We start from the raw sequence: 15,704 nt of genomic DNA, 5'->3' as shown, positions 1-15,704 counted from the left end.
CGCTGAGCCGGGTCAGCGGCCGACGCCGATCAGGAGGGCTCCTTCTCCAGAGCCTCCTCGATCACGACCTCCTCGGCATCCTCATCGCCGTCCTCAGCCTTGGTGGCCCGCAGCGTGGCGCCCAGGATCAGCGTGCCGATGCTCAGCACAGCCGCTGTGCGGAACGCGGTGCGGAAGCCCTCGAGCTCGGCCTCGGCCGCCGTCGCACCCTGGGAGACGGCCATGGCGGCGCCGATGCCCATCACGGCCACCAGTGCGGCGGTGCCGATGGCGGCGGCCAGCTGCTGCAGCGTGTTCAGCGCGGCCGAGCCGTGGGAGTACAGCGGCTGCGGCAGCGGGTTCATCGCCGTGGTGAAGCCCGGGGTGAACAGCAGCGCCAGTCCGGAGGAGAGCACCACGTGCAGGGCCAGGACCATCGCGATCGGCGTATCTGGGGCCAGCATGCTCATCGCCAGCAGGGACAGGATCAGGATGCTCGCACCGGGGGTGACCAGAGGCTTGGGCCCCACCTTGTCGTAGAGCCGGCCCACCGGCGGGGCCATCAGCGCCATGAGCACACCGCCGGGCAGCATGAGCAGACCGGTCTCCAGCGTGCCCAGACCGCGGGCCTGCTGCAGGAACATCGGCAGGATGATGAGCGCGCCGAACAGGGCGATCATCATCAGCAGCATCATCGCCAGGGCCCGGGTGTACATCGTGTACTTGAAGGGCTTGAGGTTCAGCAGCGCGGACTCGGACTTCTGCAGACGGATCTGCAGCAGCACGAAGCCGGCCAGGCACAGCAGGCCCACGCCGAGGACGATCAGCGCCACCGGGTCCACGCCGCCCTCGGCGCCGGCGTCGAGGTCCTCGGTGCCGTGGCCACCGCCGATCTGGCTGATGCCGTAGACCAGGCCGCCGAAGCCGGGGACGGCCAGCAGCAGCGAGGGGATGTTGAGCGGCTTGCCCACAGTGCCCGGCGTCGGGTCCAGACGCGGGCGGCCCAGCAGCAGGGCGATCACGGCGATCGGCAGGATGGTCAGGAACATCCAGCGCCAGTCGGCCAGGTGCAGGATGAGCCCGGAGAGCGCCGGGCCGGTGGCCGGGGCCACGGAGATCACGATGGCGATGTTGCCCATGACCACGCCGCGGCGGCGCAGCGGGACCAGGGTCAGCACCGTGGTCATCATCAGCGGCAGCATGATCGCAGTGCCCGCGGCCTGGACCACACGGCCGGCCACCAGGAACTCGAATCCGGGGGCCGCCGCACACAGGGCGGTGCCGGCGATGAACAGGGCCATCGCGGCGGTGAACACGCCGCGCAGGCTGAAGCGCTGGATGATGAAGCCGGTGGTCGGGATGACCACGGCCAAGGTCAGCATGAACGCAGTGGTCAGCCACTGGATGGTGGTCTCGGTGACCTGGAACTCCGCCTGCAGAGGAGTCAGCGCGACGTTCATGATGGTCTCGTTGAGGATCATCACGAAGGCTGCGACCAGCAGCGAGCCGATCGTGAGCTTATGCGCGCGCGGCATCTTCTCCTCAGCGAGATCCGGCGACGCGTCAGTGGTCGTGTCAGACAATCTGGAGCCTCCATCAGCCCTGATGCTCAGCACAGTCCACAGGCTGAGGCTCAGGGATCAGAACGTTCTGCGGGACGGGAATCCTCTGGAAAGGCCGCCGACCTGCACGCCGCAGGGCAGGCCGAACGGCGGAAGTCTCTGAGAGGACGAACCGCAGATGAACATGAGAACGCCCGGAAGCGCTGGGGCATTCCGGGCATTCATGAATCAGAGCCCCCTGCCGGGTTCGAACCGACGACCTGCTGATTACAAATCAGCTGCTCTACCAGCTGAGCTAAGGAGGCTTGGCGCGCAGAGGACTGCGACGCCGACTGCTCAGTCTATCACTCTCCCTGCGCGGGGGCCTCCTGCTGAGCAGGATCCTCTTCGGCCTCGCCCTCGGCGGCATCCTGCTCGCCATCCTGCTCGGCGTCGCCGCCGTGGTCCTCGATGGCGGAGTTCACCGCCTCAGCGAAGGCGCCCTCCTGCCAGCCTTCGATCTGCTCGCCGTCCACAAAGATGGTGGGCGTGCCCTGAATCTCCTGGGCCTGCGCCTGAGCGGTGGTGTAGCCGGTGAAGGCGTAGTACTCGTTGTCGTCCATGCACTGGGAGATGTCCGCGCCCAGACCGTCGGCGGCGCTGACCAGCTCATCCACCGACTGGTCCGGGTTCACCGTGGCCTGCCCGAGGAAGTCGTAGAAGTGTTCCGGGGACTCCTCGGCCACGCAGGCGATCGCACCGTTGGCGCGCTGGGCGTACTGGCCCACAAAGTTCACCGAGCGATACTCCACGGTGATCTGGCCGGCGTCGAGCCATTCGCCAATCTGCTCGTGGTTCTCCGCCTCGAACTGCTGACAGGACGGGCAGGAGGGATCGGTGTAGATGACCACATGGGGGACCTCGCCCTCCTCGGTCTCCACATAGGCGGGCAGGTCGCCGCCGGGGACCTCGTCGGTGGAGACCTCGCCGAGGTCATCGCCCTCAGCCAGCTCCGTGGTGGAGGTCAGCGTGATGCCGCCGTGCTCATTGGCCACCGAGGGCGCCTGACCGGTGGTGTACTGGCCACCGCCACCGCCACCGCGGTTGACCACCCAGAAGGTCAGGCCGACGACCACTGCGACCGCAACGGCCACCACGCCGAGGCGGAGCAGCAGCGAGCGCGTGCGCTCCTTGCGCTCCTGCTCCTGCTGCATCTTCCGCGCCTGCTCGCGGGCGCTGCCGTTCTGCGAAGTCCGAGCCATGGAAATCTCCGATATGCACTAGTTGAAGAGCTGAAAAAGCCTCATCCAGGGTAGCTCCTCAGCCTGGGGCTTGTGCATTTCCCACCCGGACGGATGCTGAATGATCCCAGGTAGGCTTACAGCAGACACCGGCGTCGCCGCCGTCGTCTTCACCGCTGTTCGGGAAGGAAGGGTGCATCGCATTGGCTGAAGGCATGACGAAGAAAGACGGGTACGACTTCGTGGTGGTGGCCAACCGGCTGGCCGTCAATCGGGTGACCGAGGAGGACGGCAGCACCGGATGGCAGCGCTCCCCCGGCGGCCTGGTCACCGCATTGGCTCCGCTGATGGCCGCCTCCGACGGCGCTTGGGTGGGCTGGCACGGCGCCCCGGACGAGACTCTGGAGCCCTTCGACCATGAGGATATGCACCTGGTCCCGGTGCCGCTGAGCGCCCAGGAGGTCGAGGACTACTACGAGGGCTTCTCCAACGGCACGCTCTGGCCGCTCTACCATGACGTGATCGCCCGGCCCGACTTCCACCGGCACTGGTTCGAGGCCTACCGCCGGGTGAACCGCCGCTTCGCCGAGAACGCCGCGGCCGTGGCCGCCCATGGTTCAGTGGTGTGGGTGCAGGACTATCAGCTGCAGCTGGTCCCGGCGATGCTGCGCGAACTGCGCCCGGATGTGAAGATCGGCTTCTTCAACCACATCCCCTTCCCTCCCCCGGGCCTCTTCGCCCAGCTGCCCTGGCGCCACTCAGTGCTGCGCGGCCTGCTCGGCGCGGATCTGATCGGCTTCCAGCGCGGCTCCGACGCCACCAACTTCCAGCGCGCGGTGCACAACCGGCTGGGCTACTACGTGGACGAGGACCGCATCCACGTGCCCACTGAGACCAGGGCCCATGACGAGGGCTCCCCTCTGGCAGGCTTCGACGCCGACGCCGACCGCGGCACCGCGGCCCGCCAGGAGGCGGCTCCGGACACCGGCAGCGCCCGGATGGTGGAGGCCAAGTCCTTCCCCATCTCCATCGACACCGAGACCATCACCGAGCTGGCCCAGCGGGAGGACATCATCGCCCGGGCCGCGGAGATCCGCCGCGAGCTCGGCAGCCCGGAGACGGTGCTGCTGGGTGTGGACCGGTTGGACTACACCAAGGGCATCCGGCACCGGATGAAGGCCTTTGAGGAGCTGCTGCAGGAGAAGAAGCTCACCGTGGGCGAGGCCTGCCTGGTGCAGGTGGCCAGCCCGTCCCGTGAGGGCGTGGAGTCCTACCAGCTGCTCAAGGAGGAGATCGAGCAGACGGTGGGCCGGGTCAACGGCGAGTTCGACACCATGGGCCACACCGCCATCCGCTATCTGCACCATTCCTACCCCATGGAGGAGATGGTGGCGCTGTATCTGGCCGCCGACGTCATGCTGGTGACTGCGCTGCGCGACGGCATGAACCTGGTGGCCAAGGAGTACGTGGCGGCGCGGCAGGGGGACGACGGCGTCCTGGTGCTCTCCGAGTTCACCGGCGCCGCCGATGAGCTGCGCCAGGCGCTTCTGATCAACCCCCATGACATCGACGAGCTCAAGGCTGCGATCGTCAAGGCGGTGAAGATGGACAGCGAGGACGCCCGCGGCCGGATGGAGGTGCTGCGCCGCCAGGTGGTCTCGCACAACGTGAAGCGCTGGGCGCGCGAATTCCTCGACCACCTGGAGGAGCTGTGAGCACGCCGAACGCTGTGGACCCCCAGCTGCAGGCCGCCCTGGAGCGGGTGGCCGCCCATGAACAGATCCTCATCGCCCTGGATTTCGACGGCTGTGTGGCCGAGCTGGTGCCCGACGCCGACGCCGCCCGACCGGTCCCGGCCAATGCGGAGGCCATCGGGCGGTTGGCCGAGGTGCCGGGAGTGACGCTGGCCTATGTCTCCGGCCGGCCCCTGGCGACTCTGCGCCGGCTGGCTTCCCCGCCGGAGGGCACGCTGCTCTTCGGCTCCCACGGCGCCGAGCGCTGTCTGGGTCCGGACTCTCCGGGGCTGGAGCTCAGCGCCCAGGAGGAGATCGCGCGGACCTCGATCATCGACTCGTTGGAGCAGGTGGCGTCCACCGCCGAGGGCGCCTGGGTGGAGCCGAAGCCCGCGGGTGCGGCCATCCATGTCCGCCGCGTGGAGGATCCCGAAGCGGCCGAGAAGGTCCTCGAGGAGGCCCGGGCCGCATTGGCCCTGGTGGACGGCGCCCATGTGAAGGAGGGCAAGGCCGTGGTGGAATCCGTGGTGGTGCTCTCCACCAAGGGCGAGGCCATCACCGAGCTGCGCTCCCATGTGAAGCCCGGCGCTGTGCTCTTCGCCGGCGATGACGTCACCGATGAGCATGGCTTCGCCGTGCTGGAGAACGACGACGTCGGCGTGAAGGTCGGCGAGGGCAGCACTGCCGCGGAGCACCGGATCGGCGCCCCGGCGGATCTGGCCGACGTGCTGGAGGCGCTGCGACAGCTGCGCAGCTGAACTGGGCTGAGCTGACTGGACTCGGGCCGAACTCGGCAGCTCCTGACGGAATGCCGCGAGTTGTAACTCGCGGCATTGCCGCAAGCTCGCGGCATTCTGCGTCTGAACCGGGCCCGTCTGACTAGCTGGGCAGTCCGCCGCGTCCCTGGTGATGTTCGAAGACCATATTCGTCTCGGTCAGCGCCACTGAGGGATTGCTGGAGAGGTTGTCCAGCACGAACTGGCGCACGTGGTCGGCGTCGCGGACCTGGACGTGGATCAGGAAGTCCTCCGTGCCGCCGAGCACGAAGAGCTGGGAGACCTCCGGCAGCGCCCGCAGCTCCTCGGTGATCCGACCCATCATGTGCCGGGCGCCCGGGCGGATCCGCACATTGACCAGCGCCTGGAAGGTATAGCCCAGGGCCCGCGGACTGATCGTGGTGGTGAACCCGGTGATCACACCGCTCTGACGCAGTCGGCGGATCCGTGCCAGGCAGGCGCTCGGAGAGAGCTCCACTGCCCGGGCGAGGTCCGAGTTGGCCGTGCGGGCGTTCTCGCTGAGCCGGCGCAGCAGCTCGGTGTCCACCTCATCCAGGGCCGCAGCAGAATCGTTGGCATGATGCGGCATCCGCCCACCCCTTTCAGAACGTCAGCCGCACTTCTGCGGCCTCTCACAGAATTATATGCGGCAGATATCGACCAGCACGAAAGACTGAGGGATATTGAAGGTGTCCAGCTGCTGATCGTTCGGAGAGAAGAATGCGCGTCGGAGTCCCCGCAGAAGTGAAGAACCACGAATACCGGGTCGCACTGACCCCTGCCGGGGCTGCGGCGCTGACGGCCGGCGGACATACGGTGCTCGTCCAGTCCGGGGCCGGTGCGGCCTCGGGCTTCCATGACGCCGACTACGCGGAGGTGGACGCGGAGATCGTGACCTCCGCCGCCGAGGCTTGGAGCGCGCAGATGGTGCTCAAGGTCAAGGAGCCGGTGGCCCAGGAGTACGGTTTCCTGCGCGAGGACCTGGTGCTGTTCACCTATCTGCATCTGGCCGCCGACCGAGCACTCACCGAGGCCCTGATGCAGGCCGGCACCACCTCCATCGCCTATGAGACCGTCCAGCTGGGCGACGGCTCCCTGCCGCTGCTGACCCCGATGAGCGAGGTCGCCGGCCGGCTCTCCGTGCTGGAGGGCGCCTCCCATCTGCGCGCCCACGCCGGCGGGGCCGGAGTGCTGCTGCCCGGCGTCCCGGGGACCCGCAACGGGCAGGTGCTGGTGATCGGTGGCGGCGTCGCCGGAGTCAACGCGGCCCGCGTGGCTCAGGGCCTGGGTGCTGAGGTGACCGTCATGGACATCTCGCTGCCGCGGCTGCGGCAGGTGGACGAGGCATTCCGCGGCAGCATCCGCACGCTGGCCTCCACCCCCTATGAGATCGCCCAGCAGGTGGGGCAGTCGGATCTGGTGGTCGGGGCCGTGCTGGTGCCCGGGGCGGCTGCGCCCAAAGTGGTCACCGAAGAGATGGTGGCCGCGGCCCGGCCCGGAACTGTGTTCGTGGACATCGCCGTGGATCAGGGCGGCTGCTTCGAGGGATCCCGGCCGACCACCCACCACGAGCCCACCTTCTCAGTCCACGATGCGCTCTTCTATTGCGTGGCGAATATGCCCGGCGCCGTGCCCGCCACCTCCACGCCGGCGCTCACCAATGCCACGCTTCCCTATGTGCTCAAGCTCGCCGACGCCGGCTGGGAGGCTGCGCTGGCGGCCGATTCCGCACTGGCCGAGGGGCTGAGCACCGCGGGCGGCCGGCTGCACCACCCCTCCGTGGCCGAGGTGCACGGCCTGCCGCTGGGCTGAGCTGAGCAGACCTGGATCGAACAGAGCTGGGCTGAACAGGTCTGGCCTGGGCTGAGCTCAACGCGGCCAGCGTCGGGTGGCCGGCGTCGGGAGCTCTGCGAGCGCGAGACCCAACCTCAGCTGCGGCTGTACCTGCGGCCGATCGCTGCCGCGGTGCGCTTCATCAGCGGAACCGCATGCCGGACGAAGGCATCATCCACTCGTGCCGTGGGCCCGGAGACCGAGAGCGCCATCCGCGTGGGCCCCTGCGGCACCGGCACGGCCAGGCAGCGGACGCCGAGCTCCTGCTCCTCATCATCGAGGGCGTAGCCCTGCTGTCCGATCACCGGCAGCTGCTCCAGCAGCGGACCCGGCTTGGTCAGCGTCTTCGCGGTCATCGAGGGCATCCCGGTGGAGGCCATGACGGCACGGACCCGGTCGGGCTCCATCGTAGCCAGCATGGCTTTGCCCACCGCCGTGGAGTGCATAGAGGCACGGCGGCCGACTTCGGTGAACATCCGCATGGACTGCGGCGAGGGCACCTGGGCGATGTAGACGACCATCTCGGACTCCATGGCCGCCATGTTCACGCTCTCCCCGAGCTCCCCCACCAGCGACTGCATCTGCGGGACGGCCAGCCCGCCCAGCTGACGGGTGGCGGCCTCCCCCAGGGGGACCAGATTGGCGCCCAGGGCGTAGCTGCGGTCGGGGAGCTGGTGGACCAGACCCCGTGCGATCAGCGTATGCAGGAGCCGGTGGACTGTTGGGCCGGCCAGTCCGGTCTCGGCCTTGAGCTGACCCGCCGTACCGGTGCCGCCCAGCGACACCAGAGCGTTGAGCAGATCGAAGGCCCGCTCCAACACCTGGACCCGCTGCGTCTCGGGACGTTTGGCAGGGGTGGGCTCCGCCGCCCCAGAGTCCGCAATGTGGACTTTATCTTCCATAATCCGAATCTTATGCCAAAGATGGAACAGTCACCAGAACCGATGACCTGCGAAGGAGCAGTCAGCATGACCATCACCGTGAAGGAGCCCTACGAGGTTCCCGGCTCCGAGCCGATCCTCACCGAGGACGCCCTGGCCTTCATCGAGGAGCTGCACGCCGAGTTCGGCGGCACCCGCAACGAGCTCCTGGATGCCCGCAAGACCGCTCAGGCCGAGGCCGCGAAGACCGGCACTCTGGACTTCCCGCCGGAGACCGCGGAGGTGCGCGCAGGCGATTGGACCGTGGCCGAGCAGCCGGAGTCGCTGAAGGACCGCCGCGTGGAGGTCACCGGTCCCGCCGCCCCGGCCAAGATGGCGATCAACGCGCTGAACTCCGGCGCCAAGGTGTGGCTGGCCTGCATCGAGGATGCCCTGTCCCCGAACTGGTTCAACCTGATCGACGCCCAGAAGAACCTCTACGGCGCGGCCCGCAGGAACCTCTCCTTCACCTCCGCGGAGGGCAAGGAGTACACGATGCGCGATGACGTCACCCTGCCGACTGTGGTCATGCGCCCGCGCGGCTGGCACCTGCCGGAGAAGCACATCGAGATCGACGGCAAGCCTGCCATCGGCGGCCTGGTGGACTTCGGCCTGCACTTCTTCCACAACGCGAAGGTGCTCAGCGACAGCGGCGAGGGCCCGTTCTACTACCTGGCCAAGCTGGAGCACTACCGCGAGGCCCGGCTGTGGAACGACATCTTCACCTTCGCCGAGAAGAAGCTGGGGATCCCTCACGGCACCGTCCGCGCCACCGTCCTGATCGAGACCCTGCCCGCGGCCTTCCAGATGGACGAGATCCTCTACGAGCTGCGCGATCACGCCTCCGGGCTCAACGCCGGCCGCTGGGACTACCTGTTCTCCCTGATCAAGTACTTCCGCAGCTCCGGCGATAAGTGGGTTCTGCCCGACCGCGCCCAGGTGGGCATGACCCAGCCCTTCATGCGGGCCTACACCGAGCTGCTGGTCAAGACCTGCCACAAGCGCAACGCCTTCGCCATGGGCGGCATGGCGGCCTTCATCCCCAACCGCCGTGAGCCGGAGGTCACCGCCAAGGCCATCGAGAAGGTCCGCGACGATAAGTCCCGCGAGGCCAACGACGGCTACGACGGCTCCTGGGTGGCACACCCGGACCTGGTGGAGCTCTGCGCCGAGGAGTTCACCAGGGTCCTGGGTGAGAACCCCAACCAGATCAGCCGCAAGCGCGACGACGTGGAGATCGGCCCGGCCGATCTGCTGAACACCGAGGCAGCCGAGGGCGATGTCACCGAGTCCGGCGTGCGGGGCAACCTGTACGTGGCGATCTACTACACCGCCGTCTGGCTCTCCGGAAACGGAGCGGTGGCCATCCACAACCTCATGGAGGATGCGGCCACGGCGGAGATCTCCCGCTCCCAGATCTGGCAGCAGATCCACAACGGCACCGTGACCTCGGACACAGGCAAGACCATCACCCGCGAGCTGGTGGAGACCCTGCTGAACGAGGAGGTCGAGCGCCTCCGCGGTGAGATCGACGACGCCGACACCTTCAGCAAGTACTTCGAGCCGGCCGCCGACGTGGTCCGGAAGCTGGTGCTGCACAAGGAATACCTGGACTTCCTCACGCTGCCGGCCTACGAGTACATGGACTGATCAGTGAGCCGTTCGGTCAGCTGAGCTGATCGGCCGTGCCGGATGGGCCGCTGAGGCTCAGTTCCGGTGAGCGAGCAGAGAGCGCAGACCTTGTGCATAGAGGTCTGCGCTCTGTGTCGTCAGGGCCGAGGATGCCTCGGCGGAAGACACCTGCGCCGAGGATCTCTGAAGCGAAGCTGTCTCGAACGAGGAGGGCTGCTCCGCCGTCGCGAGCAGGGCGATGTTCTGCTCCGCGGCCACGGCACCCAGAGCGAAGCGCATGATGACCGCACTGCGCTGACGGGCCTGCTTGTCATCAAGGCCATGGATCCGCAGAGAGGCTTCCAACGCGGGCACCGGCGGGATGCGCTGGTCCAGGCCATAGGCGATGAGCAGGAGGTCACCGCCGTCGCGCAGCGGCAGGACCAGGTCGCGGAACTGCTGCATCAGCTCGAAGGGGCCGGCGTCGGTGTTCTGCAGCGGGGCCAGCAGCTGGTGCGCCACGCGCCGCAGAAGCTCCTGCTTATGGGGCACGTGATAGTAGAGGGCACCTGGGCGCACGCCCAGCTCAGAGGCCAGCCGGCGCATGGTGACATCGTGGAGGCCATAATCGGTGAGCAGATCCTGGGCCGCCCGGACGATACGCTCAGAGCTCAAGGACATGACCGCTCCCCCGCTGCGTGGTCACAGCCGCCAGTGATCACAGCCCCTGGTCCCGGAAACGCTTCTCATCGGTGTCGGTGAGGGACTCCTCCAACAGCCAGCGGTTGGTACGCAGGGCATGGAGGTCCTGACGGACCACCCGGTCGCGGGTTTTGGCCACAGCCTCAGCGAGCAGACTGACCTGCGACTTGAACTCGGAGGCGTGCTGGGGCTTCTCAGCGTCGGGAAGCTGCAGGAAGACCTCCAGAGTCTGGGGCAGTTGGCGCTCCACCGTTCGGCGGACGCCCTCCTGATGTTCAGGGACGCGGTCCAGGGAGGACCAGCGCTCCACGATCTCCTCCAGGCCGACCACCATCATGCGCAGCTGACCCTGCGTAGAGGGTGGCAGCTGCTGAGAGCGGCCACGGATGGTCTGGTCCAGGGAGCCCAGCTGCTTCTGCAGCTCCTGCTGCTCGGAGCGGACCTCTGTGGCGCGCTGCTGCAGGGACAGTTCCCGGCCGTGCATCAGACCATAGGCGCCCGCACCTCCCGCAGCACCCAGCGCGACGCCGGCCACGATGGCCCAGGGGTTGGGAAGCAGCAGAAGCGTGAGCCCGAGGCAGAGGATCACGAACGCCGCTCCGGAGACGAGGAGCTTCAAGCGGTGCGGCTGAGGGCGTTCGTTCATGTCATTAAGACTATCCCCGAAACCTCAGTGAGAGCATGACAGACGAAGGGACCTTCGTTTTGCTTCCATGCCCGGGCAGTCGCTACTATTGAACTCTGCGTTTCCTAGCCTCTGGGCCAGATCGCAGGCCACGGGGTGTGGCGCAGTTTGGTAGCGCGCCTCGTTCGGGACGAGGAGGTCGTAGGTTCAAATCCTGTCACCCCGACCACAGATCCCTGATCATTCAGGGATGAAGCCCGGCATCAGCTCTTCTGGTGCCGGGCTTTTCTGCGTTCTACGTGAAACATCTGTGGCTGATGCGCCTGAGGGCCTCCCCACCGCGCCGGTCAGCGCTCACGAAACCATTGAACCGCACTGGGATGGATGGAGACTCCGTCTATAGGGATTCCACCAGCTCATTGGGTCTGGTGTTGTCATCGTAGAACAGGGTCTCGAACTGCGCTGGCGGCCGGTCACCGAGGTACCCATGGNAGAGTCGCCAGCTCCACATCTTCGACTGTCTTCCATGGACCGCGATGGGTGCGCACCGGTCCTCGGATGAGCTCGGCCTTGTAGTAACCGTTGACGGTCTCGGCCAGAGCATTGTCGTAGCTATCCCCGACAGTGCCGATGGAAGGGGTGGCCCCGATTTCGGCCAGTCTCTCGCCGTAGCGAATGGATGTGAATTGGCCGTATTCAACGGGTCGTCGCAACAGTGTGTTGTTGGACTGAGCGTAGTTGATCGGCGAACGCCTCGGCGGGAGTGCGCCACCCCAAGATCCCGCGTGGCCGGTTGTTCATGGCGGTGGCGATAGCTGCGATCTCGGTGGCGTTCCACCTGGAGAGGTCAGTGCCTTTCGGGAAGTATTGCCGAAGCAGACCATTGAGGTGCTCGTTGGAGCCACGCTGCCAGGGACTCTTCGCGTCAGCGAAGTACACCGGCAGCCCAGTCTCTTTCGTCAGCAGCGCATGTGCCGAGAGCTCTTTGCCGCGGTCCCAGGTCAAAGAACGGCACAGCTGCTCAGGCAGATGGGTGATCGACTTCGCCAGAGCGTCTTTCATGGTCAACGCCCCATACCCCGCCAGTGCCGGGCCGTTCTTCGTTGGTCGAATTTGCCCGTACCCGGCCTGGCGGGGCAGGTGGACCAGTATCGCGTAGCGGGTGGTGCGCTCGATCAACGTGGCCACGGCCGAACGCTTCAACCCGATGATCAGGTCACCTTCCCAGTGCCCGGCGATCTTGCGGTCCTCGACCTCCGTGGGACGCTTCTCAAGCACCGTCTCCGCAGTCACGTGCGCCCAGGCTTGTTGGCGGGTTCTCGCTCTCGGTGTCCGTTTGGCCCGGCCTCGGCGCAGGTGCCAGGACTGCTTGCGCTCAAGCCCGCCACGGCCCTCAACGTAGAGCGCCTGGTAGATCGCCTCATGGGAGATCCGCATCGACTCATCCTCAGGGAAGTCCAAGGGCAGGCGCCGAGCGATCTGCTGAGGGCTCCAGCCGGTGACCCACTCCCGGTCCCCGCGGTGAGGTTTGTTCTTTCCACCCCAGATCGGCCCGGCGGGGCCGACGATCTTACCTTCGGCGGTGACGATTTCACCGCTGAGCTTGTCTTGGACGTACTGGCGTAACTGGTGGTGGGCGACCAGCTTCGCGGTCTTGGGTCGCTTGGCTCGGCGTTCGGCGTGCCACTGCGCTGTTGATGCTTTGTACTCCAGGCGGTAGGTGCGAGTGGAGGCGTTACGGCGCAATTCCCGAGAAATGGTCGACGGGCTGCGGCCCAGTCGCTTTGCGATCTCACGGACTCCGACTTCCTGGGCGCGCCATAAGGCGATGTCCTCCCGCTCAGCTGAGGAGAGGTATCGTCCGGAGGTGGTGGGTGCCAGTCGTGGATTCACTCCACCAGCATGCTTGAACCAGCGGTGAGCTACAGGCTCTGAAATCCCAGCGGCGACCGCGGCTTCTCGAGTCTTCGCGCCGGCCGCGATAGCTTCCCAGAAGCGGACTCTGTCCTGACGCCACGCGATGCTGGGGCGTCCTGGCGAGAACATGAGCCCTCGCTCTTCCCTGATCTTCTTCTGCCTCGGACTAGTGCCCATCGAACACCTCCATCGGGTAGGTGTTGCGACGACCAGTTGAATACGGCTTGAGATCCTGCATCGCTGTGGCACCGTAGCTGCATATGCCGCGGGCCTCGAGACCAGCGGGCCATCTCGATGGCATCGAGCACCGTCTCGGTGCGCATCGTAGAAGCGACCCGCCAGCCGACGATCGCCCTGCTGAAGGCATCGATGATGAAGCAGACATAGGCCACACCGGCCCAGGTCGGCACGTAGGTCAGATCGGTGACCCAGAGCCGATTCGGCGCGATCGCGGTGAACTCGCGATTGACCAGATCCGGATGCCGCGGGGCTTCAGGATCAGGTGCGGTGGTGCGAACCTTTTTGCGCCGGAGGACACCTTCGAGGCCAGCGTGGCGCATCAGTCTGGCTGTCTGATCTCTGCCGATCTGCAGGCCGGCCCGGTTCGCAGCCTTCCAGAGCTTCCTGGCTCCATAGACCCCGTAGTTCTGGGCATGGAGGGCCACCAGCTGCGGGATCAGCTCGGCATCCCTGAGGCTCCGGGCCGAGGGGGCGCGGTTCTTTGCGGCGTAGTAGGTGCTCGTAAGCCACCTGCAGCAGAGTGCAGATGGGCTCGACTCCGAGTCGACGACCGTCGATGACGTCGTCTCTGTTGGCGTCGATGAAGGCGACTATCTCGGTGACTGGCGGTCGAGCTCCGCCCCGAAGAAAGTCGCGGCCCGCTTCAAGATCTCGTTGGCGCGCCGCAGTTCACGGTTCTCTTGTTCCAGGGCTTTCTCGCGGGCCGACTGCTCGGTGCTCTGGCCCGGGGCGTGGCCTTCATCGATGTCTGCTTGGCGGACCCAGGACCGGACTGACTCGGGGCCGTAGCCGAGCTGAGTAGCCACCCGCTTCACGGTGCCGCGGTCGGTGCCCAGCTCCTGGCGCAGCTGGCGGACCATTCGCACCGCCGCGGCCTTCTCCTGCTCGGAGTATCGGCGCGTGGTCGCGTTGCCCGGTTTGATCTCTTGTGGCATGTCTCCATCATCCTTTCCAAACGATGGAGTCTCCAAGAATCCCAGTGCGGTTCACATTGACCCCCTCCCCTGCCCTATTTAGTCTTAGGGTCATACATATTGTGCTGCACGTCACATTCAACGCATTCGCGGTTGGGATGTGGAGCCAGAGGCGAAGGGAGAGGGCATGAGGAGAAGGACGCGCACATCCATCGCAGGATTCGGAGCCGGAACGCTGCTGGCGATCTCAGGCTGCGGAGGCGGGAACCTGGACGGGGCGAATGTCTGGATCCTCACCGGCGGCATCTGGGACCGAGTGGGCGAGGACATCGAGAACTACAACGAGCAGGCCGAGGACGGGCAGCAGCTCACCATCGAGACCTTCGAGAACGAGTCCTATAAGGAACGCATCCGCACCTCCATCGGATCAGGCGAGGCGCCCACGCTCATCATGTCCTGGTCCGGCGGTCCGCTGGCCGAGTATGTGGACCAGGACCAGGTCATCGATCTCTCCGGAGAGGTGGACGCGCTGCAGGCTCGGGTTCACGACTCCGTATGGGACAACGGCGTGATCGACGGCGGTGTGTACGGCGTCCCGGTAACCGATGTGGCTCCCGGAGTGCTCTACTACAACGAGGCGCTCTTCGAGCAGGTAGGCCTGGATGTTCCAGAGACCTGGTCTGAGGTGGAGCAGGCCATCGAGGTCTTCAACGATCATGACATCACTCCCTTCTCCATGGCAGGAGGGTCTGTGTGGCCGGCGCTGATCTGGCTGCAGTATCTGACCGACCGCCATGGCGGCGAAGAGGTGTTCCAGGCCGTGGTGGATGGAGAGCCCGATGCGTGGTCACAGGAATCCATCCTCTACGCGTTGGAGATCATGCAGGAGTTGACCGAGAAGGGCGCCTTCGATGAGACCTTCATGGGCGTGACCGCGGATCAGAACGAGGATGCTCGCCTCCTGGCCGACGGAGAGGCAGCCATGCTGGTGCAGGGATCATGGGTCTTCCTGACTATGCACGACGACTACCCTGACTTCGCCGAATCAGGAGACTTCGGCTGGACGACCTTCCCCGCGCTCGAAGAAGGAGCCGGAGACCCCAGCAACGTGGTCGGCAACCCTACGCAGTTCTTCTCGGTCTCCGTTGATGCCACAGAGGAGGAGCAGCAGATTGCTCTGGACTACCTCAACAGCTGGGTCTATAACGACGAGATGGTGCAGACCATGCTGGAGACCCAGAGCGTCCCACCGCTGACGGATATCGACGATCACATGGATGGGATGGAGGATCCCGACTACTTGGAGTTCATCGACACTCTGGTGGATGAGGCCAACCACTTCCAACTGTCCTGGGACCAGGCCGTGATGCCGAATGAGGAGCAGCCCCTGATCGAGAACCTGGAGAACCTGCTGCACGGCAACATCACGCCGCAGGAGTTCGTCGAGAATATGAACGCCCTGCGTGAATGAGGCGAAGTCGAAGAGCCTGTTAACGCAGTCGACGCCCGGTCAAGAGCTCCATTGCTCTCGATCCGGGCGTCGACTCTAATGTGTGTTCGGCGGCGACCTACTCTCCCACACTCTTTCGGGTGCAGTACCATCGGCGCAGTAGGGCTTAGCTTCCGGGTTCGGAATGGGATCCGGGCGTTTCCCCTACGCTATGACCGCCGT

Annotated in this window: 12 protein-coding genes, 2 tRNA genes, 1 rRNA gene and 2 pseudogenes; 6 read left to right on the top strand and 11 right to left on the bottom strand. The window is 66.1% G+C overall.

The genetic code is table 11. The features are described from left to right. Window positions 1-29 precede the first annotated feature (29 nt). From IEW85_RS10715 to IEW85_RS10705, 3 genes are all read right to left on the bottom strand, one after another. Complete coding sequence (locus IEW85_RS10715; protein ID WP_229658967.1) at window positions 30-1,562, bottom strand: MDR family MFS transporter; 1,533 nt, start codon at window positions 1,560-1,562, stop codon at window positions 30-32. A 211-nt stretch (window positions 1,563-1,773) separates the two neighbouring features. After that, window positions 1,774-1,846: transfer RNA gene (locus IEW85_RS10710), tRNA-Thr, on the bottom strand. Between the two features lie 39 nt (window positions 1,847-1,885). Then, entirely contained in the window at window positions 1,886-2,782 is an 897-nt protein-coding gene (locus IEW85_RS10705) for a DsbA family protein (protein ID WP_188685527.1), read from the bottom strand. A gap of 194 nt (window positions 2,783-2,976) precedes the next feature. On the opposite strand from IEW85_RS10705, the gene IEW85_RS10700 reads away from it, so the two are divergent. Next, window positions 2,977-4,476 carry an alpha,alpha-trehalose-phosphate synthase (UDP-forming) gene (locus IEW85_RS10700; RefSeq protein WP_188685525.1) on the top strand — a complete coding sequence of 500 codons (1,500 nt, stop codon included), beginning with the start codon at window positions 2,977-2,979 and terminating at the stop codon, window positions 4,474-4,476. Further along, window positions 4,473-5,252 (top strand): trehalose-phosphatase, encoded by a 780-nt coding sequence (otsB, locus tag IEW85_RS10695; protein WP_188685523.1) that lies wholly within the window; start codon window positions 4,473-4,475, stop codon window positions 5,250-5,252. Before IEW85_RS10700 ends, otsB begins: the two co-directional genes overlap by 4 nt. Before the next feature lie 121 nt (window positions 5,253-5,373). On the opposite strand, the gene IEW85_RS10690 is transcribed toward otsB, so the two are convergent. Further along, window positions 5,374-5,859, bottom strand: a complete 486-nt coding sequence (locus tag IEW85_RS10690; RefSeq protein ID WP_188685521.1) for an Lrp/AsnC family transcriptional regulator — start codon at window positions 5,857-5,859, stop codon at window positions 5,374-5,376. Window positions 5,860-5,990: 131 nt separating this feature from the next. Between IEW85_RS10690 and ald the strand changes: the two genes are divergently transcribed. Further along, window positions 5,991-7,082: an alanine dehydrogenase gene (gene ald / locus IEW85_RS10685; protein WP_188685519.1), complete on the top strand. Its 1,092-nt coding sequence runs from the start codon at window positions 5,991-5,993 to the stop codon at window positions 7,080-7,082. Between the two features lie 116 nt (window positions 7,083-7,198). Here the strand turns inward: ald and IEW85_RS10680 are convergent, their stop codons facing one another. After that, window positions 7,199-8,005, bottom strand: coding sequence for an IclR family transcriptional regulator (locus IEW85_RS10680; RefSeq protein WP_188685516.1), 807 nt, complete (start codon window positions 8,003-8,005; stop codon window positions 7,199-7,201). Window positions 8,006-8,071: 66 nt separating this feature from the next. Here IEW85_RS10680 and aceB point away from each other — a divergent pair, with 66 nt between their 5' ends. Continuing rightward, window positions 8,072-9,673 (top strand): malate synthase A, encoded by a 1,602-nt coding sequence (gene aceB, locus IEW85_RS10675; protein WP_188685514.1) that lies wholly within the window; start codon window positions 8,072-8,074, stop codon window positions 9,671-9,673. Between the two features lie 57 nt (window positions 9,674-9,730). Here the strand turns inward: aceB and IEW85_RS10670 are convergent, their stop codons facing one another. Next, the gene (locus tag IEW85_RS10670) at window positions 9,731-10,315 is read right to left on the bottom strand and encodes a TetR/AcrR family transcriptional regulator (RefSeq protein WP_188685512.1); all 585 of its coding nucleotides are present in this window, start codon (window positions 10,313-10,315) and stop codon (window positions 9,731-9,733) included. A gap of 37 nt (window positions 10,316-10,352) precedes the next feature. Then, a complete protein-coding gene (locus IEW85_RS10665; protein WP_188685510.1) occupies window positions 10,353-10,982 on the bottom strand; it encodes a hypothetical protein in 630 nt (209 codons plus the stop codon). Between the two features lie 131 nt (window positions 10,983-11,113). Here IEW85_RS10665 and IEW85_RS10660 point away from each other — a divergent pair. Beyond that, a tRNA-Pro gene (locus tag IEW85_RS10660) sits at window positions 11,114-11,190 on the top strand. Window positions 11,191-11,434: 244 nt separating this feature from the next. Here the strand turns inward: IEW85_RS10660 and IEW85_RS10655 are convergent. From IEW85_RS10655 to IEW85_RS10645, 3 genes and pseudogenes are all read right to left on the bottom strand, one after another. Beyond that, a pseudogene (locus IEW85_RS10655) lies at window positions 11,435-11,650 on the bottom strand (IS3 family transposase); the annotation flags it as partial. 7 nt (window positions 11,651-11,657) lie between these two features. Beyond that, window positions 11,658-13,055 carry an IS30 family transposase gene (locus tag IEW85_RS10650; RefSeq protein ID WP_188685508.1) on the bottom strand — a complete coding sequence of 466 codons (1,398 nt, stop codon included), beginning with the start codon at window positions 13,053-13,055 and terminating at the stop codon, window positions 11,658-11,660. 47 nt (window positions 13,056-13,102) lie between these two features. Further along, window positions 13,103-14,053: pseudogene (locus IEW85_RS10645) on the bottom strand (IS3 family transposase); the annotation flags it as partial. A gap of 166 nt (window positions 14,054-14,219) precedes the next feature. On the opposite strand from IEW85_RS10645, the gene IEW85_RS10640 reads away from it, so the two are divergent. Then, a complete protein-coding gene (locus tag IEW85_RS10640) occupies window positions 14,220-15,503 on the top strand; it encodes an ABC transporter substrate-binding protein (RefSeq protein WP_188685506.1) in 1,284 nt (427 codons plus the stop codon). 84 nt (window positions 15,504-15,587) lie between these two features. On the opposite strand, the gene rrf is transcribed toward IEW85_RS10640, so the two are convergent. Continuing rightward, a 5S ribosomal RNA gene (rrf, locus tag IEW85_RS10635) occupies window positions 15,588-15,703 on the bottom strand. Window position 15,704: the final 1 nt, after the last annotated feature.

The sequence above is a fragment of the Nesterenkonia cremea genome, from assembly GCF_014642675.1.
Lineage (GTDB): Bacteria > Actinomycetota > Actinomycetes > Actinomycetales > Micrococcaceae > Nesterenkonia > Nesterenkonia cremea.
Note: the sequence above shows the minus strand (reverse complement) of the source record. Positions and strands in the feature narration are given on the sequence as shown.